This is a genomic window from Aeromonas sp. CA23 (assembly GCF_002587065.1).
Lineage (GTDB): Bacteria > Pseudomonadota > Gammaproteobacteria > Enterobacterales > Aeromonadaceae > Aeromonas > Aeromonas bestiarum.
Genome location: NZ_CP023818.1, coordinates 4,636,519 through 4,657,400, shown reverse-complemented (window position 1 = coordinate 4,657,400; position 20,882 = coordinate 4,636,519). Strand labels below are relative to the sequence as shown.

At 61.9% G+C, this 20,882-nt stretch carries 14 protein-coding genes; 7 read left to right on the top strand and 7 right to left on the bottom strand.

Annotated features, from left to right (window positions below; genetic code table 11):
• Positions 1 to 369: 369 nt before the first annotated feature.
• The 4 genes from CK910_RS21385 to CK910_RS21370 all read left to right on the top strand — a co-directional run bounded on the left by CK910_RS21385 (position 370) and on the right by CK910_RS21370 (position 7,694).
• Positions 370 to 1,023, top strand: coding sequence for a TetR/AcrR family transcriptional regulator (locus CK910_RS21385; RefSeq protein ID WP_043134650.1), 654 nt, complete (start codon positions 370 to 372; stop codon positions 1,021 to 1,023).
• 48 nt (positions 1,024 to 1,071) lie between these two features.
• On the top strand, positions 1,072 to 3,396 hold the full coding sequence (locus CK910_RS21380) for an acyl-CoA dehydrogenase (RefSeq protein ID WP_043554080.1): 2,325 nt from the start codon (positions 1,072 to 1,074) through the stop codon (positions 3,394 to 3,396).
• Between the two features lie 173 nt (positions 3,397 to 3,569).
• On the top strand, positions 3,570 to 6,632 hold the full coding sequence (locus CK910_RS21375) for an efflux RND transporter permease subunit (protein ID WP_098984634.1): 3,063 nt from the start codon (positions 3,570 to 3,572) through the stop codon (positions 6,630 to 6,632).
• Positions 6,633 to 6,647: 15 nt separating this feature from the next.
• A complete protein-coding gene (locus tag CK910_RS21370) occupies positions 6,648 to 7,694 on the top strand; it encodes an efflux RND transporter periplasmic adaptor subunit (RefSeq protein WP_098984633.1) in 1,047 nt (348 codons plus the stop codon).
• A gap of 64 nt (positions 7,695 to 7,758) precedes the next feature.
• Here CK910_RS21370 and pyk read toward each other — a convergent pair whose 3' ends face one another.
• Positions 7,759 to 9,198 (bottom strand): pyruvate kinase, encoded by a 1,440-nt coding sequence (gene pyk, locus CK910_RS21365; RefSeq protein WP_043134654.1) that lies wholly within the window; start codon positions 9,196 to 9,198, stop codon positions 7,759 to 7,761.
• A 162-nt stretch (positions 9,199 to 9,360) separates the two neighbouring features.
• Positions 9,361 to 10,215 (bottom strand): MurR/RpiR family transcriptional regulator, encoded by an 855-nt coding sequence (locus tag CK910_RS21360; protein ID WP_165576240.1) that lies wholly within the window; start codon positions 10,213 to 10,215, stop codon positions 9,361 to 9,363.
• Between the two features lie 349 nt (positions 10,216 to 10,564).
• Here CK910_RS21360 and glk point away from each other — a divergent pair, with 349 nt between their 5' ends.
• The gene (gene glk / locus CK910_RS21355; RefSeq protein WP_098984631.1) at positions 10,565 to 11,533 is read left to right on the top strand and encodes a glucokinase; all 969 of its coding nucleotides are present in this window, start codon (positions 10,565 to 10,567) and stop codon (positions 11,531 to 11,533) included.
• A gap of 349 nt (positions 11,534 to 11,882) precedes the next feature.
• Here the strand turns inward: glk and CK910_RS21350 are convergent, their stop codons facing one another.
• The 5 genes from CK910_RS21350 to CK910_RS21330 all read right to left on the bottom strand — a co-directional run bounded on the left by CK910_RS21350 (position 11,883) and on the right by CK910_RS21330 (position 19,632).
• The gene (locus tag CK910_RS21350; protein ID WP_043134656.1) at positions 11,883 to 13,265 is read right to left on the bottom strand and encodes an ATP-binding protein; all 1,383 of its coding nucleotides are present in this window, start codon (positions 13,263 to 13,265) and stop codon (positions 11,883 to 11,885) included.
• Positions 13,265 to 13,939 carry a response regulator gene (locus tag CK910_RS21345; RefSeq protein ID WP_043134657.1) on the bottom strand — a complete coding sequence of 225 codons (675 nt, stop codon included), beginning with the start codon at positions 13,937 to 13,939 and terminating at the stop codon, positions 13,265 to 13,267. Before CK910_RS21345 ends, CK910_RS21350 begins: the two co-directional genes overlap by 1 nt.
• A 121-nt stretch (positions 13,940 to 14,060) precedes the next feature.
• A complete protein-coding gene (locus CK910_RS21340; RefSeq protein WP_253852769.1) occupies positions 14,061 to 16,199 on the bottom strand; it encodes a type I secretion system permease/ATPase in 2,139 nt (712 codons plus the stop codon).
• A gap of 35 nt (positions 16,200 to 16,234) precedes the next feature.
• Positions 16,235 to 17,599 carry an HlyD family type I secretion periplasmic adaptor subunit gene (locus CK910_RS21335; RefSeq protein ID WP_098984627.1) on the bottom strand — a complete coding sequence of 455 codons (1,365 nt, stop codon included), beginning with the start codon at positions 17,597 to 17,599 and terminating at the stop codon, positions 16,235 to 16,237.
• Complete coding sequence (locus CK910_RS21330) at positions 17,596 to 19,632, bottom strand: peptidase domain-containing ABC transporter (RefSeq protein ID WP_301336235.1); 2,037 nt, start codon at positions 19,630 to 19,632, stop codon at positions 17,596 to 17,598. Before CK910_RS21330 ends, CK910_RS21335 begins: the two co-directional genes overlap by 4 nt.
• A gap of 427 nt (positions 19,633 to 20,059) precedes the next feature.
• Here CK910_RS21330 and rtxH point away from each other — a divergent pair, with 427 nt between their 5' ends.
• On the top strand, positions 20,060 to 20,389 hold the full coding sequence (rtxH, locus tag CK910_RS21325) for a protein RtxH (RefSeq protein WP_172955387.1): 330 nt from the start codon (positions 20,060 to 20,062) through the stop codon (positions 20,387 to 20,389).
• A gap of 19 nt (positions 20,390 to 20,408) precedes the next feature.
• A complete protein-coding gene (rtxC, locus tag CK910_RS21320) occupies positions 20,409 to 20,870 on the top strand; it encodes an RTX toxin-activating lysine-acyltransferase RtxC (RefSeq protein WP_043134661.1) in 462 nt (153 codons plus the stop codon).
• The last annotated feature ends 12 nt before the right edge of the window (positions 20,871 to 20,882 follow it).

The following is a 20,882-nucleotide window of genomic DNA, read 5'->3' as shown; positions in this document are numbered from 1 at the left end:
TGACAAAGTTTGAACACGCTTGGCCGCCATGATGGATGAATCGATGAAAGCCTGAACTCGCATCGATGGGTTGGATCAGGATGGTGCAACCTCTTTTCCCCGCCGTCGCTCCCTGCGACGGTTTTTTTTTTGCCCGCGCATCGTCACCAACACCAACAGGGCAAAAAAATGCCCAACTAGCATGCAGCAGGTTGGGCGAGACTTAATGTTTAATTGCAGTGGCATAGATATAGAGTGTTGTTTGTCAGCTAAGTTCCCGCCTTGTTCTCCATTTTTAGCAAAAACATTCCACTAACACCTGTTCACATTCTCTTGACATAAAAGGTTGTGAAACGTACTTTTTAAACATTCGTTTAAGTGAGGTGTCCTGTGAGTAAAATCGATACCAAGAACCGTATTCTCGATGCCGCCGAGGTGTTGTTTGCCGAACGGGGGTTCGCCGATACCTCTTTGCGTCTGATCACCAGCGAGGCCGACGTCAACCTGGCGTCGGTCAACTACCACTTCGGTTCCAAGAAGGAGCTGATCCAGGCAGTGCTCGATCGCTACCTGAGCCTGTTCATGCCCGAGTTGGATGCGCGCCTGAATACCCTGATGGAGCAGGAGCAGCTGACCCTGCTGCAGGTGTTCGAGAGCTTCGTTGATCCCCTGATGAAGCTGGTGGCGGTGCGCACCAATGGCCCCGCCATCTTCATGCAGCTGCTGGGGCGTGGCTACATCGACAGCCAGGGCCACCTGCGCCGCTTCATCACGGCTCACTACGGCCCCATTTTGCTGCGGATCACCCAGGCGATCTCCAAGGCCAATCCGTCTCTGTCACCGGCGGATCTGTTCTGGCGGCTGCACTTCACCCTGGGCACTGTCGTGTTCACCATGGCCTCCGCCGATGCGCTGCGCGACATCGCCCTGGCCGACTTTGGCCAGCAGCTCGATGTGGAAGGGCTGGTGCGCAATGTAATTCCTTATCTGGCGTCCGGTGTCGGGGCGCCCGTGGAGTCGACCAGGCTCTCCCTGGCCGTGTAACAACCAACAATAAATCAACGGAAACAGTGAAATAGAAGGAACTTGAGTATGATCACATTGCTTATCCTGCTGGTGCTGGCGATAGCCGTTGTGCTCGGCGTGCCCTCCATCCGCAAAAAGGTGGTAACCCGTCCCGTGTTCGGCATCTTCAAGAAGATACTGCCGCCCCTGTCGGCCACCGAACGGGAGGCCATGGAAGCCGGCTCCGTCTGGTGGGATGGCGAGTTGTTTCGCGGCAACCCCGACTGGAAAAAACTGCACGGCTACGGCAAGGCCGAGCTGACCGCCGAGGAGCAGGCTTTCATCGACAATCAGGTCGAGACCCTGCTCGCCATGGTCGACGACTTCAAGATCGTCAATGAAACCAAAGACCTGCCGGAGCCGGTGTGGGACTATCTGAAGAAGGAAGGCTTCTTCGCCCTGATCATCCCGAAATCTTACGGCGGCCGCGAGTTTTCGGCCATTGCCAACTCCACCATAGTCACCCGCATCGCCACCAAGAGCCTGAGCGTGGCGGTCACCGTCATGGTGCCGAACTCACTTGGCCCGGGCGAGCTGCTGATGCACTACGGCACCCAGGCTCAGAAGGATTTCTGGCTGCCGGGGCTGGCCAATGGCAAGGAAGTGCCCTGTTTTGCCCTGACCGGCCCGGAAGCGGGCTCGGACGCGGGCGCCATCCCGGACAAGGGGATCGTCTGCAAGGGGATGCACAAGGGTGAAGAGGTGCTTGGCATCCGTCTGAACTGGAACAAGCGCTACATCACCCTGGCCCCCCGTGCCACCGTACTGGGTCTGGCGTTCAAGATGTATGACCCGGAAAAACTGCTGGGTGACAAGGAAGAGCTCGGCATCACCTGCGCCCTGATCCCGACCAGCCACCCGGGCGTGCGCGTGGGCGATCGCCACTACCCCATGGGGCTGGCGTTCCTGAACGGTCCGACCTTCGGCAAGGATGTGTTCATTCCGCTGGACTGGATCATAGGTGGCCCGGATTACGCTGGCCGCGGCTGGCGCATGCTGGTGGAGTGCCTCTCCGCCGGTCGCGGCATCTCGCTGCCTGCACTCGGTACCGCCTGTGGTCACATGACGAGCCGTACCGTGAGTGCCTACTCCTATGTGCGCAAGCAGTTCGGCATGTCCATCGGCAAGTTCGAAGGGGTGCAAGAGGCGCTGGCCCGCATCGGCGGCCTGACGTATCAGCTGGAAGGGGCCCGTCGCATGACGGCCGGTTCGCTGGACTTGGGGCAGGCACCGGCTATCGTCACCGCGATTTCCAAGTACCACATGACCGAAATGGCGCGCCAGGTCATGGATGATTCCATGGACATCCATGCCGGCCGAGCCATCCAGCTGGGTCCGAAGAACTACACCGGCTACGCCTACATGGGCATTCCGGTGGCCATCACGGTGGAAGGGGCCAACATACTGACCCGCAACCTGATGATCTTCGGGCAGGGCGCCACTCGCTGCCATCCCTATGTGTTTGCCGAGCTGGAAGCGGCCGCCGACACCGACGTGGAGCGCGGCCTCGAGAAGTTTGACGCCCTGCTGCTGAAGCACATCGCGTTCGGTACCGGCAACTTCTTCGGTTCCCTGTTCCAGGGGCTGACCCTGGGCCAGTTCAACGGTTCCCCGGTGAGCGGCGAGACCGCCCGTTACTACAAGCAGCTGTCACGGATGAGCAAGGGGCTGGCGCTCTGTGCCGACGTCTCCATGCTGATGCTGGGTGGCGATCTCAAGCGCAAGGAGATGATCTCCGCTCGTCTGGGTGACGTGCTGAGCCACCTCTACCTCGCGTCCTCTACCCTCAAGCACTACGAGGATCAGGGCCGCATGGTCTCCGATCTGCCGTTCGTGCAGTATGCGGTGGAGCGCAACCTCTACCTGATCGGCAAGGCGTTCGAGGGCTTCTTCCAGAACTTCCCGAACAAGGTGGCGGGTGCCGTGCTCAAGCGGGTGGTGTTCCCGTTCGGTGTGGGTTACCAGATGCCGGCGGACGATCGCTGCCACGCCATTTGTCTGGCCATGATGACGCCGGGCGAGTTCCGCGACCGTCTGACGGCGCTGTGCTACGTGGGCAAGGATGATGCGGATCCGGTCGGTCTGATGGATCGCGCCTTCCTGGCCATGGTGGCGGTACAGCCTTACGAGAAGAAGCTGGTGCAGGCCCAGAAAGAGGGCAAGCTGCCCCGCAAGATGGCCCTGCCCGAGCTGGTCGCGGCTGCCCTGTCCCAGTCCATCCTGAGCAAGGATGAGGCCGACAAGCTGCTGGCCGCCGATGCCCTGCGTTACGAAGCTATCCAGGTGGACAACTTCGCCCCTGGCGAGCTGGAAGGTCTGTCTCAGCCGAACCCTGTGGTGCATGCCGCCTGAGTCATTGCCATCACTGAACCTGATGAGAAACCGGCCAAGTTGGCCGGTTTTTTTGTTTGTTAACCATGCATTTACAACCTCGATTAATTCCAGTTTAATGCAATGGCCCCCACCCTTGGGGCAGGAAGCAAGGCCAGCGGAATGGCCGACAACAACAAACTCAGGAAGAGTGAATGAACCTCGCCAAAACGGCGATCGAACGCCCCATCTGGGTGGCGGTTTCGATCGTGCTGATTTTTCTGCTGGGCCTGCTCAGCATCCGGGGGCTGCCGATCCAGCTGTTCCCCGACATAGACCGCCCGCACCTCAACATCTCGGTGGACTGGCGCTCGGCCTCGCCCCAGGAGATGGAGTCGGAAATCACAGACCCCATCGAGCAGGAGATGCAGGGGGTTCAGGGGCTCAAGAACCTCACCAGCAACAGCTTCCCCGGCTTCACCGAAATAGACCTGGAGTTTGCCCTCGGCACCGACATGCAGCGGGCCCAGCTCGACGTCATCTCCCGTCTGAACCGGGTCTCCGGCCTGCCGGACAAGATTGGCGGCCCCTACGTCAACAACTACAGCAGCAACGATACCCTCACCTTCTTCTTCATCCAGCAACTGCCCGGCGCCAAGGGGCAGATCGATGATCATCAGGCGCTGATCGAGGCGCGGGTCAAGCCGGAGCTGGAGCGGATCCCCGGAGTATCGACCGTGGAGGTGGAGGGGATCAACGAGCGCCAGATCCAGATCCGCTTCGACCCTTACCGCGCCGCCGAGCTGGGGGTGGAGATCCCCGTGCTCGCCAGCCGGGCCAGCACAGGCTGGGACGTCTCCGCCGGCACCCTCGACATAGGTCGCTGGGAGTACAAGCTGCGCTTCGCCGGCCGCTACGATGTGGAGACCCTGGGGGACAAGGTGGTGGACTGGCGCGACGGCCTGCCCATCTACCTGCGCGATGTGGCTGAGGTCAGGCTGGCCCGGGAGGAGAACCCTGTGCTGCGCATCCAGAACGGCAACACCGCCATCGCGGCGCAGATCTTCAAGGAGAGCGGTGCCAACGCCCTGGCGGCGCTGGAGGCGATCAAGCTCAAGGTGGGCGAGCTCAACCGCGAGGTGCTGGAGCCGGTCTGGCTGCACATGGAGCAGTCGTTCGACGCCTCCCTCTACATCAATCGGGCGGTGGGCATGGTGACAGCCAATCTGGGGCTCGGCGTGCTGCTCTCCTGCGCCATCCTCTGGGTCTTCCTGCGCCAGCTCAAGGCGACCCTGATGATAGCGCTCGCCATTCCCATCAGCATCATGCTCACCTTCTGCCTGCTCAAGGTGATGGGCAGAACCCTCAATGTCATCTCGCTGGCGGGGATCGCGTTTGCGGTCGGCATGGTACTCGATGCCGCCATAGTGGTGCTGGAGAGTATCTACCGGCGCCATGAGCGCGGGGATCTGAGCAAGGCGGAGGCGGCGCTGGAAGGGACCCGACAGGTGTGGACCGCGCTGGTGGCCTCCACCCTGACCACGGTCGCCATCTTCTTGCCTGTGCTGCTGCTCAACGACGTGGAGGGGCAGCTGTTTGCCGATCTCGCGCTCACCATCGCCTGTGCCGTGACCGTCTCCATGCTGGTGGCGGTGACCGTGCTGCCGGCGGTGGCGGCGCGCTGGATGGGGCGCGAGCGACTGGTCGATCCCTATGACTCGCTGTGGCGGCGTACCACCCGCCATGTGATCCGCGGGACCAGTACGGCCCCTCGCCGCTGGACCGTCATCACCCTGATGATGAGCCTGCCTGCGCTGGCCACCTGGGCTCTGTTGCCCAAGATGGACTACCTGCCGGATGTGAAACGCGATGCGGTGGACGTGTGGATGAACTTCACTCCGGGCTTCAACCTCAAGGCCCAGCGTGAGGAGGTGATAGATACCCTGATCGCCCGCCTCGCCCCCTATATGAAGGGGGAGAAGGAGCCGGCCCTCAAGAACTACTACATATTGCGTTACCCGGGCGGCGCCCAGATCGGGGTGCGGCCCAAGGATGAAACCCAAATCAAGGCACTGGAAAGCCTGTTGATGAAGCAGCTGCTGGTGGGCATCCCCGATACCCAGATATTCGGCGGCCAGGGTTCGCTGTTCGGCGGCTTTGGCAGCGAGAACGGCATAGCCCTGCTGTTGCAGGGCGGCTCTTTGCCTGAGCTCTACCAGGTGGCACGGGCCGCCATGGCCATCGTCAAGCAGGACTTGCCGGGGGCTCAGGTCAGGCCGCAGCCGGATCTCGACTTCACCGCCCCCGAGCTGCGGCTGGTGCCGCAAGACAGGCGTCTCGCCGAGGTGGGCTGGGATCGTACCCCCATGCCTGCCATCATCCAGACCTTCGGCGATGGACTGCGGGTCGGCGAGTATTTCGATGGGGAGGACAGGCTCGACATCATGCTGATGGGGCAGGCCTCCGCCAACCCGGACGAGCTCAAGGCGGTGCCGCTGGCGACCCCGTCCGGTCGCATAGTGCCGCTCGGTGAACTGCTGCGGGTGGAGCACGACATGGGCCCGGCCAGCATCTTTCGGGCCGACGGCAGGCGCAGCATCAGCCTGCAGATCTCGCCGCCAGAGGGGATGAGCATGGAGCAGGTACTCGATACCCTGCAGAGCAAGAGCTTTGCCGCCATCCGGCCGCTGTTGCCCGCCGGCGGCGAGCTGAGAGTCTCGGGCAATGCCGACAGCCTGCAGCAGGCGCTGGACAATCTGGGGGCCATCTTCCTGTTTGCTGTGATGATCCTGCTGATCTTGCTGTGGGGGGTCTTTGCCTCCCTCAAGGATGCCGTGCTGGTACTGCTGACCCTGCCGCTCGCCACCGTCGGCGGCGTGCTGGCGCTGCACCTGAGCGGCCTGCTGGTGCCGTTGCCGATGGATCTCTTGACCATCATAGGTTTCGTCATCCTGCTGGGGCTGGTGGTCAACAACGCCATCCTGCTGGTGCACCAGACCCGCATGGCCGAAAGGGACGGCATGAGTCGCCAGCTGGCGGTGGCCGATGCCCTGCAAAGCCGGATGCGGCCCATCGCCATGACCAGTCTCACCAGCATCTTCGGCATGTTGCCGCTGATGCTGAGCCCGAGCGAGGGCAGCGAAATCTACCGGGGGCTGGCCACCGTCATCGTCGGCGGCATGAGTTGCAGCACCCTGTTTACCCTGATCCTGTTACCCGCCTTCTTGCGCCTGGGGGAGCGTGCCGATGTGCCGCTTGCCCTGCGTCAGCGGGCCTGAGCAAGGAGCTCATCGATGACACACGGTTTTACAAGGATGGTTGTGGGCGCGGCGCTGCTGGCGGGGGGCGTGTTCCCCGTGCTGGCTCAGGGCAAGATGGTGACCCTGGCGGATGTGACCCGGGGGGAGGCGGCGGCCAGCATCTGGGTCAGCGGCACTGTGGCGAGCCGCCAGCAGGCGGCGCTCAGTGCCGAGGTGAGCGGGCGGGTGGAGTGGATTGCCGAGTTCGGCAGCCGGGTCAGGGCGGGGGATGAGCTGCTGCGCCTCGACAGCGCTGCGCTGCGGCTCTCGCTGGAGCAGGCCCAGGCCGAGCAGGCCAAGTGGGCCAGCAACGTGCGCTTCGCCCGCGCCGAGTTTGACCGGCTGGCGACGCTGCACCGCCAGAAGAGCACCTCCCAGAGCCAGTATGACAAGGCGCGCTACGAGGTGGAGCAGGCTGAACTGGCCGAGCGGCTGGCGCGGGTGCAGGTGCGCCAGATTGAGGAGCAGCTGCGCAGAAGCCACATCTTCGCGCCGTTCGACGGGGTGGTGAACAACCACTTCATCCAGCCGGGAGAGCATGTGGATGCCGGTGAGCAGGCGCTGGAGCTGGTCAATCCGGATCAGCCCGACATACGCCTGCAGGCTCCCATCATCTGGGCCGGTCAGCTGGCGCCCCGGACCCGGCTGCGGGTGGAGGGGGATCAGCTCAGTAGCCACGGGGTTTACTACCAGCGGGCGGCGAGCGCCGATCCCAAGTCGCGTCTCATCGAACTGCGCCTCAAACCCGAGTCGGGCCGCTTCATCATAGGATCGCCGGTGCGGGTGGCGCTGCCGCTGGGTGAGCAGCAGACCATGCTGTTGCCGCGCGATGCGCTGGTGCTCAATACCGAGGGGAGCGTTGTCTATCAGGTGGAGCAGAGCGGCAAGGAGCTGAAAGTGAACCGGGTGCCGGTAACAGTGCTGTTTGGCGACAGCCAGCAGGTGGCGGTGAGCGGGGCGCTCAAGCTGGGTGACAGGGTGGTGGTGCGCGGTGCCGGCAGCTTGCGCCATGGTGACAAGGTCGAACTGTTTCGTGGTTGAGGCGGCGGTTTCACCATAAAAAACGGCTCCCGCGGGAGCCGTTTTTGTTGCCGGTGAAGGGCGATTACTCGACCATCATCACCTTGCAGGTGTTGGTACTGCCGACGGTTTCCATCTTGTCGCCGTGGGTCAGCAACACCATGTCGCCGCTTTGCACCAGCCCCTTGGCCTTGAGCACGTCCAGCGCCTCGCGGCACACTTCGTAGACCGGCTTGGTCTCGTCGCCGTCGAACAGCACGGGGGTGACACCGCGGTAGAGGTTGGTCCAGGCCAGGGTCTTGTTGTGGGGTGACATGGCGAAGATCGGCAGGCCGGAGCTGATGCGGGACATCAGCAGCGGTGTGGTGCCGGATTCGGTCAGTGCCACGATCGCCTTGACCCCTTCCAGGTGGTTGGCGGCGTACATGGTGGACATGGCGACCGCCTCTTCCACCGAGGTGAAGGTGTAGCTCATGCGGTGGTTGGAGACGTTCAGGCTCGGGTGCTTCTCGGCGCCCACGCAGACGCTGGCCATGGAGGTCACTGTCTCGATGGGGAACTGGCCGGCGGCGGTCTCGGCGGAAAGCATCACGGCATCGGTCCCGTCCAGCACGGCGTTGGCCACGTCCATCACTTCGGCACGGGTCGGCAGCGGCGCGTTGATCATGGACTCCATCATCTGGGTCGCTGTGATGACCACCCGGTTCAGACGGCGGGAGTGACGGATCAGCTTCTTCTGCACGCCGACCAGCTCGGGATCGCCGATCTCGACGCCGAGATCGCCACGGGCCACCATGACGGCGTCGGAGCCGAGGATGATGTCTTCCATCGCCTCGTCGGTGGCGACGGTTTCGGCGCGCTCGACCTTGGCCACTATCTTGGCGTTGGAGCCGGCTTCGCGGGCCAGTTCGCGGGCGTAGCGCAGGTCATCGCCACAACGGGGGAAGGAGACGGCCAGGTAGTCCACGTTCATCAGGGCGGCTGTCTTGATGTCTTCCTTGTCCTTCTCGGTCAGGGCCGGGGCGGAGAGACCGCCGCCTTTCTTGTTGATGCCCTTGTTGTTGGAGAGGGGGCCCGCCACAGTCACAGTGGTGTGAATGCGGGTGCCTTCGACCTGCTCCACTTTCAGCTGCACGCGACCATCGTCCAGCAGCAGTATATCGCCGGCGATCACGTCATCGGGCAGGCTCTTGTAGTCGATGCCGACCTGTTCCTGACAGCCTTCGCCCTTGCCGAGCGCCGCATCGAGAATGAACTTGTCGCCGATGGCCAGATAGACCTTGCCATCCTTGAAGGTGGAGACGCGGATCTTGGGGCCCTGCAGGTCACCCATGATGGCGACGTGACGGCCCAGCTTGGCGGCGATGTCGCGCACCTGGTTGGCGCGCAGTATGTGGTCTTCAGCGGTGCCGTGGGAGAAGTTCATCCGCACCATGTCGGCGCCGGCACGGATGATCCCCTCGAGGATCCCCTCGCGATCGGTGGCCGGACCGAGTGTGGTTACAATCTTTGTACGTCTTGGCATGAAAGACTCCAGTTTGAAGTTGATATGACTTGAAATACTGCCCCGTCAAGCGCATGGCCCATTGCACCCGCTTGCAAGCCATCTGGGTGGCTTTTGTTACTAAATTACAATACTACACCAAGGAAGGTGGCATAGACAGCCGGGGGCCTGGGCCCCCGCTCGTCAGGAAGAGTGGGGGGTATCAAAGCGGGATTCGCGCAAACCTTCTTTGACTTTCTTCAGGTTTTCGCGAAATTTCATGCCACGGCGCAGGGTAAAACCGGTCGCCAGCACGTCTACCAGGGCCAGCTGGGCGATGCGCGACGCCATCGGCATGTAGACATCTGTGTCTTCCGGCACGTCCATGGAAAGCACCAGGTTGCATTCGCGGGCCAGCGGGGAATCCTTGGCGGTCATGCCGATGACGGTGGCGTCGTTCTCGCGGGCCAGCGCGGCGATCTCCACCAGCGCCTTGGTGCGGCCTGTGTGGGAGATAAGCACCACCACGTCCCCTTCGCTGCTGTTGATGCAGCTCATGCGCATCATGACGATGTCATCGAAGCTCACCACAGGGATGTTGAAGCGGAAGAACTTGTTCTGGGCATCGCGGGCGACGGCGGAGGAGGCGCCCAGACCAAAGAAGCTGATCTTCTTGGACTGGGTCAGGATATCGACGCAACGATTGATGGCGGAGATATCCAGGCTGTTCTTGGCGGCATCCAGACAGGCCATGGTGGATTCGAAGATCTTGGCGGTATAGGTATCGGGCCCGTCGTCCGCTTCCACGTGGCGGTTCACATAAGGGGTGCCGTTGGCCAGGCTCTGGGCCAGATGCAGTTTGAAGTCGGGAAAGCCTTTGGTATCGAGACGGCGGCAGAAACGGTTGACGGTCGGTTCACTGACGTCGGCCATCTTGGCGAGGGTGGCGATACTGGAGTGAATGGCCGTCTGCGGGGAGGCCAGAATGACCTCGGCAACTTTACGCTCTGATTTACTGAAACTTTCCAAATTATTAGTAATTTTATCAAGGGTATTCATCATCACCACCAGGCATTTTTGTAATTTAGCTTCAGTGTCTTTGCACTAAATTCACGGCTAAGCAGGTTTCCAATCAACTTGATGACTATACAAGACAAGCTCTTATCGAAACTAATCTCGGCCCTGCAAAGTATGACTCATGTCTAATTATTTCGTATTTTTGGTTACAAACTTCCACCCATCCCGTGAAAGCGCTTACAAATGTTGCAAAGCAACAACACTGTGAGCGGGCGCACACTTGCATCCATCAAACGCGCAGCGGGGGGAGGGGCTCGGGTAGAATTGTTGCCAAATAATAATTGCGGGACGGTAAGGGCCGCCCCGACCCAAGTAACGAAGGAGTTGTTTTATGCAGCATACCCATGCGCTGGTCGGCGACGTAGGCGGCACCAATGCGCGGCTGGCCCTGTGCGAGCTGGCGACCGGCACCATTTCCCGGGCCAAGACCTATTCCGGGCTGGCCCACCCCAGTCTCGAGGCCGTGGTGCGCCTCTATCTGGATGAGCATCAGGTGCAGGTGGGCGAAGCCTGTATCGCCATCGCCTGCCCCATCAAGGGCGACTGGGTCGCCATGACCAACCACAGCTGGGAGTTCTCCATCGGCGAGATGCAGGCCAATCTGGGCCTGAGCCGGTTGCAGGTGATCAACGATTTTACCGCCGTCTCCATGGCGGTGCCGGTGCTGGATGCGGCTGACAGCATCCAGCTGGGGGGGGCGGCGCCCGTGGCCGGCAAGCCCATCGCCATCTACGGGGCCGGCACTGGCCTTGGCGTCGCCCACCTGGTGCACACCGGCGAGCAGTGGCTGAGTCTGCCGGGCGAGGGCGGTCACGTGGACTTTGCCGCCAACAGCGAAGAAGAGGATGCGGTGCTGCAGGTGATGCGCGCCGAGCTGGGCCACGTCTCGGCCGAGCGGCTGCTCTCCGGCCCCGGCCTCGTCAACATCTACCGTGGACTGGTGAAATCCGACGGCCGCGAGCCGCAGGCGTTCGAACCCAAGGACATCACAGAGCGGGCGCTGGCGGGCGAATGCCTGGATTGCCGTCGCACCCTGAGCCTGTTCTGCGTGCTGATGGGGCGCTTCGCCGGCAACCTGGCGCTCAATCTGGGCACCTTCGGCGGTGTCTACATCGCAGGCGGAATCGTGCCGCGCTTCCAGGAGTTCTTCATCGGCTCGGGCTTTCGGGTGGCGTTCGAAGACAAGGGGCGTTTCAAGTCCTATCTGAAGGATATTCCCGTCTTCCTCATCACTCACGAGGGGCCAGGTCTGCTCGGTGCCGGGGCCTATCTGCGCCAGTCGCTGGGCATCAAGCTGTAGGCCGAAACAGGGGCTAGATGCCAATCACCCCATGGTTCAGCCTTGATTCAGTGACCATGGGATAGAGTAACAACACGTACTCAAGAGGCCAGGGCCCCATAAGGAATTGGGACTTGTCTTCATCCGCTGGGTGCGTTTGTCACCTGACAAGCCTGAACTGTTTCACCGGTCCTTGTGGCCGGTTTTTTTTATCTTCTGATTTCCTCCCTGCTTCCAGATTGTCGCTTCCCCTGCGTCATGTGATCTCGCGGGGCTGTGTCGGCTTGGGAAAGAGGGCGGGAGAAAGCACGACGCCTGCGGGCAGGCAGGCGTCGTTATTGGTGTCGGCCCTGTCGGGGCTGAGTCAAATTCAGGGCAGGTCCAGGGTGAAGCGGGCGCCCCCCAGCGGCGATTCATCCACCATGATCTGGCCGCCGTAGCTGTGCACTATCTCGGTGACCACCGCCAGACCTATGCCCTGGCCGGGTGAGCTGTCGGCGCGCACGCCGCGCTGGAAGATCTGCTGCGACTTGTCCGGATCTATGCCCGGGCCATCGTCTTCAATCTCGATCCGCAAGCGGTCGAGGCGGCGACTCACAGTCACCTTGATTTCGCTGATGGCGAACTTGAAGGCGTTGTCGAGCAGGTTGCCCATCAGCTCCATCAAGTCCCCCTGCTCGCCGGCGAAGAAGACGTCGTCATCGAACTTGAAGCGGGTCTGCAGCTTCTTGTGGCGATAGACCTTGGCGAGGCTGGCCAGCAGCTTCTCGATGAGGGGCACGGGTTCCGTGCCCTTGCTGGCGAGGCGTTTGCGGCCGGTGACGGCGCGGCGCAGCTGGTACTGGATGATCTGATCCATGGTCAGGATCTGCTCACTGATGTTGTCGTGGATGTCGCGCCCCAGCTTGATCTCCTGCGCCGTCATCTGGATCAGCGCCAGCCGGGTTTTCAGGCTGTGGGCCAGATCGTTCAGTGCGTGCTGGTAGCGCTGGGTCTGCTGGCGTTCGTTCTCCAGCAGCTGGTTGACCGACTCGGTCAGCGGCGTCAGCTCCCGCTCGTAGTCATTGGAGAGCGCCTCCCGCTTGCCGGCCCGGATCTCGTCGATCTGGCGCGCCATGGTGCGCAATGAGGTCAGGCTCCAGAAGCTGGTGAGCAGCAGCAGGGCGCCGAGCAGCGAGTAGGCCAGCAGGGCCTGGCGGATGCACTGATAGAGGTAGCTGCGGGTCTGGGCCAGGTAGCGCTTGGCCGAGTCGACCATCACCACGTAATAGGTGGTGGGGCCCTCACCGTGATTGCGCAGAAACCGCAGACTGTAGATGAAGTAGCTCTCGCCGTTCTTGATGGTATGGCGTTTGAAGAAGTAGTCCTGATCCAGCCCGCCGAGGTACTTCATCAGATCCTGACAGATGGTGCCCTTGGAGTGGATCACCTCCGGCATGTGCAGGCTGGACCAGCTCAGCTGGCCGTCGGCCCGGCAGATCAGAGTATCCAGATTGGGGTCGATGGCATCCGGCGTGATCTTGCCGAGATCCGTGGTGGCATGGAGATCCGGCAGCTTGGAGGAGAACAGCTTGGAGAGGTTCTCCTGCATGCGGGTGCTGGCCTTCTGGGCCTGCTCCTCGGTGTGGCCCAGATAGAGGATATAGACGGAGAAGGCCATGATGAGTGCTATGACCAGCATGGCGCTCAGCATCAGCTTGATGTGCAGCGAGCGACGGATCAGTCGCATGGGCCGAGGCAGGCGAAGGCGCATCAGTTGCACGAGAGGTTGAAGATGTAACCCTGGCGCCGGATGGTGGAGATGGGCTGGATGCTCCCCTCCGGGTCCAGCTTCTTGCGCAGTCGGCTCACCATCACCTCTATGGTGTTGGGATCCCCTTCGCCATCGCCGTAGAGCTGGTCCAGCAGTTGCTGCTTGGAGACCACCTGGCGGGCGTTGCGCATCAGGTACTCGAGGATCAGGTATTCGAAGCTGGTGAGCACGGCCGGCTCGCCGCCTATGGTCAGCTCCTTGCGGGAGAGATCCAGCTCATAGTCGCCGGCCTTGACCTTGGGCGAGATGAAGCCGGCGCTGCGGCGCACCAGGGCATTGAGCCGTGCCAGCAGTTCGTCCTTCTGGAACGGCTTGACCAGATAGTCGTCCGCCCCGGCCTCCAGCCCCTCCACCTTGTCCTGCCAGTTGCCACGGGCGGTCAGGACTATGATGGGGAAGGGGATCTGCCGCTCGCGCAGCTGTCTGATGAGTTGCAAACCGTCCATGTCCGGCAGCCCCAAATCTATGATGGCTACGTCTATGGGGTAATCGGCGGCGTAATGCAGGGCCACCTGGGCACTGTCCGTGCTGTGGACCTGATTCTGGGCCTCGGTCAGCAGGGTAGAGAGGTGGTGATTGAGCAGCTTGTCGTCTTCGACCAACAATATTTTCATAAGGTGCGCGATCATGGGGATCCAGGCTGTCAATTAGAGGGTTTATGCCGGGGAGAGTCAATCCGGATCCTAGCAGGAGTGCCTGTATCGGGACTGAATCAGGGCATTCTTTATTCACTGGTTAATCATTAACGAGCTGCTCAGCCTCTTCCCCCGTCTGCTGGCGCCACAGCCGGGCATAGAGCCCCGGTCGTGCCAGCAGCTCCTCATGGCTGCCGGACTCCACTATCTGCCCTGCGTCCATCACCAGGATGCGATCGGCATGGCGCAGCGTGTTGAGGCGGTGGGCGATGCTGATCAGGGTGCGGCCACGGCGAATGGCCGCCATGTTGGCCATGATGGCCGCCTCGGATTCGTAGTCGAGGGCCGAGGTGGCCTCGTCGAGCAGCAGTATCCTGGGGTTGGCCAGCAGGGCGCGGGCCAGGGCGATGCGCTGGCGTTGCCCGCCAGACAGGCGGGCGCCCTTCTCACCCACCTGCTGCCCAAAGCCTTGAGGCAGCTCGCGAATAAAGCCGAGCGCGCCGGCCAGCTGCGCCGCCTGTTCCACTTCGGCCTGGCTGGCATCGGGGCGACAGATGCGGATGTTGTCGGCGATCGAGCCACAAAACAGAATGCTCTCCTGCAGCACCACGCTCATGTTGCGGCGCAATGAGACGGGGTCGGCGATGGCGAGATCCATGTTGTCGACCAGCACCTGACCGTGCTGGGGCACGTAGAGCCGTTGCAGCAAGCGGGTAAGGGTGCTCTTGCCACAACCGGAAGGGCCCGTGATGCCGATGAACTGCCCGGGCTCGATGGAGAGGGAGAGATTGGCCAGCACCTCGGGGGCATCCGGCTGGTAGCGAAAGCGGATGTGGCGAAATTCGATGGCCCCCTCGAGAGCGGGGACGGAGGCGAGCCCGCCATTGCCGTGCTCCGGCGCCTCGTCGAGTATGTCCCCCACCCGGCGCAGGGCGATCAGGGTGTGCTGGAAGTCCTGCCACACCTGGGCCAGCCGCAGCACCGGCTGGGTGACGTGGCCCGCCAGCATGTTGAAGGCCACCAGCTCGCCCGGACTCAGCCTGCCGTTCAGCACCTCGCCGACCCCGAGCCAGAGCAGCAGGGCGGCGGTGAGCTTTTGCACCAGATCTATGCCCTGACCCGCGGCAAGCCCCACCTTTCTTGCCTGAAATCCCCGCCGCAACTGGCGCGCCAGCAGACGCTGCCACTCCTGATAAAAGCGTGGCTCCGTGGCTGTGGTCTTGATGGTTTCGATGCCGGTGATCGCCTCGGTCAGGAAGCTGGTGGCATCGGCATCCGCCTGATACTCGGCCTCGACCCGCTTGCGCACCAGGGGGCCAATCAGCAGCCACAGCAGAAAATAGATGAGCAAGGAGCCCAGCACGCAGCCGGTCAGCACGGGGGCATAATGGAACATGACGCCGACAAACAGCAGGATGAACACCAGGTCCAGCACCAGCATCAGGGTGGAGCCGGTGAGGAACTGGCGGATCTGGGCCATCTCCTTGACCCGGGCGATGATCTGGCCGGTCTGGCGCGCCTTGAAATAGTCGATGGGCAGGCCGACCAGATGGCGATAGAGCTTGCCGGACAGCTCGGCGTTGACCTGGTTGGCCAGATGACCGAACACCTGGCCGCGCAGAAAGCCGTAGAGCGGCTCGGCGCAGGCCAGCGCCAGCATGGCCAGGGCCAGCACCTGCAGACTGCCGAGGCTGCGTCCCACCAGCACCTTGTCGATGATGTTTTCAAACAGCAGCGGGCTGGCAAGGGCAATGAGCTGCAACACGATGGCAAAGCAGAAGACGTCTCGCACCTGCTTCTGCTGACGCAGTACCGCCGGGCTGAACCAGTCCAGCCCGAACTTGACCTCGGCCGGGGTGAGATCCTGCTGGGCCAGCAACAGATAGTGCCACTGCGCCGCCTGCGTGGGGCCCGGCAGCGGTTGCAGGCTGCTGGTGCCGGTCGCCGGATCAAACAGCTGCCAATCCTCAGGCTCGATGGCGGTGATGGTGTACCAGCGCCCCTCCCGCTTGAGCAGGGCCGGCAGTGGCAGCGCCGCCAGCGGGCAGCCCGGCCCCTGTGACAGGGCGCTGCGCAGGCCGAGCCGGGCGGCGGCCTCGCGCACCGTCAGATCGTCCGGCGCCAGATCGCAACCCATGGCGTGGGCCAGTTGTCCGGCATCCGCGGCCATCATCAGCTGATGGGCCGCGTGGGCGAGAGCGGCGAGGGCGCCATTGGCGATGGGGGCAGGCTCGTTCACGGGGGCCTCCAAGGCTGGCAAAGCGTGTGTCATTGTCATCGCTCCCGCAGTGCCTCGGCCTGGTATTCCCGGATCGGGCTCAGCAGGTAGTCGATCACCCGGCGCCTATCCGTCTTGACCTCGGCCACCACCGACATGCCCGGGGTGAGCCGTACCGGCTGACTGTCTATCTGCATCTCGCCCCGGCTCAGCTTGACCCTGGCGGGAAAGACCAGCCCCAGTTGCTCATCCGTGGTGGCATCGCGCGACACGCTGACCAGCTCGCCGTCTATGGTGCCGTAACGGGTATAAGGAAAGGCATCCACCTTGATGCTGACTGTCTGCCCTTCGTGCACGAAGCCTATGTCCTTGTTGAGGATCTTCACCTCGGCGTACTGGACTCCCTCGTTGGGCACTATGACCAGCAACTGCTGGGCCGGCTGCACCACGGCGCCCTGGGTGTGGATGGCCAGCTGCTGCACTGTGCCCGCTACCGGGGCGCGAATGACTTCCAGGTGCTCCCGCTCGCTCAGCTTGGCGAGCTCCTGTTCGATGGCGGTCAGCTGCAGCTGGGCCTGCTGGCGTTTCTCTATCCACTCCCGCTGTTTCTGCGCCTTGAAGCCGGCCAGCCGCTCCTGCAGGCTCTGCTGCTGGGATTGCAGCACCTCGAGCTCGGCTCTCTGCTGGGCGAGTTGGCGCTGGGTTTCCAGCAGCTCCTTCTCCTGCTCCAGATACTCCACTCGTGAGATGGCCTGGGACCGGCTCAGGGTCTGGCGCGCCTGCAGGCGCGGCCGGATGTTGGCCAGCAGGGTGGTGAGGGAGGCCATGTCTCCCCGTCGGGCGGCCTGATTGGCCTGATTGACCCCAAGCTCGGCCTGCAGGTTGTTGAGGGTGCTCCGGTACTCGTGCAGCTCGCTCTGGTGGTTCTCCGCCAGCGCCTGTTGCTGCGCCTGGGTGAGCCTGGCGTAGTCGGGGTGCTGGCTGACGGTTTCGTTGCCATAGAGCGCCTGATAACGGATCAGGGTCTGGTACTGGAACGCCTGTTGCTCGCGCAACCGGCTCAGATCCTGGCTCACCCCCAGGGTGTTGAGGGTCAGCAGCGGCGCGTTGGCGGCGACCGCCTGGCCATCTTCCACGTGAATGCCGATCACCCTGGCCTGCTCGTAGGACTGGATCATCTGGCTGCGGCCAAAGACCAGCAGGCGCCCGCTGGCGGTGGCCTGGATGTCGAGCTGGCCCCAGCAGGCCCAGAGCAGGGTGAGCAGCACGCCGGCGCTCAGGGTGAGCGCCGTGATGCGGGCAAAGGGGGAGGGCGGCGTCTCGGCCAGCGCCAGATGGGCAGGCAGGAAGCCGTAGTGAGCCTCCTGCTGCCGGGCTGGACCGGGTTGGCGCCAGCGGCTCAGCCTGGTGCGCAGATTCATGGGGTCTCCTCGTGCAAGTCCTGTTGCAGCTGCCACAGGCGGGCGTAGTGCTGCCCCAGTGCCAGCAGGCTGGCGTGGTCGCCCTGCTCCACTATCTTGCCGCGCTGCAGGACTATGATGCGGTCGCAGTGGCGCACTGTGGAGAGGCGGTGGGCTATGGTGATGACGGTGCGGCCGCTGGCGATCTGGCGCATGTTGTGCTGGATCAGCGCCTGGGATCCGTCATCCAGGGCGCTGGTGGCCTCGTCGAAGATGAGGATCCTGGGGTCGGCCAGCAGGGTGCGGGCGATGGCCAGCCGTTGGCGCTGACCGCCGGAGAGCGAACTGCCCCCTTCCGCCAGCACTGTGTCGTAGCCAAGTGGCAGTCGCAAAATGAACTCATGGGCGCCGGCCAGAGTGGCGGCCCGAATGATCTCGTCCAGGCTGGCGTGGGGCACCGACTGGGCCAGGTTGTCGCGCACCGACTTGTTGAACAGGTGGTTTTCCTGCAACACCACTCCCATCTGCTGGCGCAGGTGGGGGAGCGGGATCTGCTGGATGGGCTGGCCATCGATGAGGATCTGCCCCTGCTCCGGCTGATAGAGCCGCAGCAGCAGACGGGCCAGGGTGCTCTTGCCCGAGCCCGAGCCTCCGACAATCCCCAGCGTCTCGCCGGGCGCCAGGGCGAGGGAGAGATCGTCGATGATGAGGGGGGCATCCGCTTGATAGCGAAAATGCACCCGCTCAAGCGCTATGGCGCCGGCGTGGATGCGGCCATCCCCATCGCGCTGATGTTCCGGGGGGAGGTTGAGCATGTCGCCGAGTTTGTCTACCGCGATCCGGGTCTGGATGAACTGGCCCCACAACTCGACCAGGCGCGACAGGGGTTGAGCCACGTGACTGGCCATCATGTTGAAGGCGATGAGCTGGCCTATGGTGAGCTGCAGCGCGATCACCTCGCTGGCACCGAGCCAGAGCACGACGACCGTCACCAGTTTTTGCAGCCACATGACCCCGTGCTGGGAGGCATTGTTGAGTTGCTGCACCCGGTAGCCCGCTTCCACCATCTGGCGGGTCTGCTCATCCCAGCGCCGCACGAAACGCGGTTCCAGCGCCAGGCTCTTGAGGGTCTCGGCCCCGGCGACCGTCTCGTTCAGGAAAGCGGTATTGGTGGCCGCATGGCCGAACTGCTGCTCGACCGCCTGCTGCATGCGTGGCGTGATCCACCAGGCGATCAGCACATAGGCGGGAATGGAGAGCAGGATCACCAGGGTCAGCATGCCGGAGAGGCTGGCCATGACGGCCAGGAAGACAAACATGAACAGCACGTCCACCGTCAGGGTGAACAGGGTGCCGGTCAGGAACTCGCGTATGGTATTGAGCTCCTGCACCCGGGTCACGATGGCGCCCACCTGGCGACTCTTGAAATAGAGCAGGGGCAGGGCGAACAGGTGCTGCACCATGCGCAGACCGAGCTGGATATCGATCCGGTTGGCGGTGTGGGCATATTGGTATTCCCGCAACCCGCGCAGGCAGACCTCCACCAGGGCCGTGATCAGCAGCCCGAACACCAGCACATCCAGGGTTGCCCAGGCCTGATGCACCAGCACCTTGTCCATCACCACCTGAAAGAAGAGCGGGGAGATGAGCGCCAGGATCTGTAACACCAGCGAGAACAGCAATATCTCGCCGAGCAGGCGTTTTTGCTGCAGGAAGGCGGGGATGAACCAGCGGATGTCGAAGCGACTCTGCCGTTTGCCGACCTCGAGCAGGCGGCCCCCCCAGCGTGCCAGCAGCTCGTCTTGTGTTATGACCTGCGGCTTGCCCACAGCCGGATCCAGGATCAGCGCCTGTTCACCCTGGCGCTGGGCCAGCACGAACGCCTCGCCAGAGGGGCTCAGCAGTACCACCGGCAGGGTCAGTTTATCGAGTTTGCGAGGGGGAATATGACGCTGACGAATGCGGGTTCCTGTCTGTTGTTGCAGCGTATCGACAATATTGTCAAAGGTGTCGTCTGGCGTGGGTGCTATATCTTGAGAGGGGCAACCCTGCATCCCGATAATAATATTGAGACACGCTAAAACAGACTCTTCACTCGCCGTCATAATATATCCGTTTGCCGCTGTGACACCCCTCCTGTTTATATGGGGCAAGGTGGCCTGTTGCAGGCAGGGCGCGCATACTAACGAGCCATTATTTCACTGTCAAATATTATCTTGATTGATAGCTTGCATAATAAAATGGCCGTGATGGCCCAGTTAATAACGCATTGCATAATGCCGCGGTATTAACCTTAATGATTGAGTTGATATTTATATTGACGTATTTACTCTATTTTTAGGTCATTGTTTAATTGAATCGGATAATAATTTCAAATATGGTAAATATAGTGAAAAGCAAAATGTTGCTCCCGTGTTATTTTACTTGGGAAATTCCTTTTCTTTTTTGTTTGTCTTTATATTTATTGATAATGGAATTTATATGACAGAGCAGTTTGTACAGACAGTATCCAGCGTCAACTATAACAAGGGGATCTTCTCGCTCTATTTCGTCGGACAGGATCCGCTGAAGATGGCGCAAGGGGTCATGGCAGAAAGCGACAACGAGCTGGCGCTGAAGCAGACGGTCCACATGCCTGCCGCTGGCTTTATGTATATGGTTTCAATGATAAAAAACATGCTTGAAGATCCGCGCATGGCTGCCGAGTTTGACAAGTTGATCGCCGCAGGCCTGATCCCGGCCGCCCCTTCTGACGAGCAGCAAGCCGCACCGGCTGCCACAGCACAGGTCGCGCCGCGCAAGAAGAAATAATGTTCCGGTTGGGGATCCAATGAGCTTGGTATTGCAATCAACGGAACCGAACTGGCAACAAAATCAACATATGCTGGGGGGAGTCATGCTGCTGAGTCAGCACTCCTCCCTGCACCGGCGTTATTCCGTCGCCGAGTGGCAGCAGCGAATATTGCCTGCCTTCGAATTGAACCAGTTCAGCTATTATGAAGACTCACACGGGCGCCCGGTTGCATTTTGCAACTGGGCGTTTGTCTCTTTATCCATTCGTGACACCTTGCTGGCCGCCGAGCGGGAGCTGATCCGTGAGGATTGGCAATCCGGCGACCATATTTTTATTCCGGAGATGATAGCGCCATACGGACATGCCCGCGCCGTGGTGAGCGATCTGCGTCGCCGGATATTTCTGCCATGGAAAGGGCAGCGGGTCTGTACCGTGCGCGGTCATGTTCATGCCGAACTTGGCCATTGTGTGCGCAGGGTGCAGTGGTTTTCCATTTAATCATAATGAGTT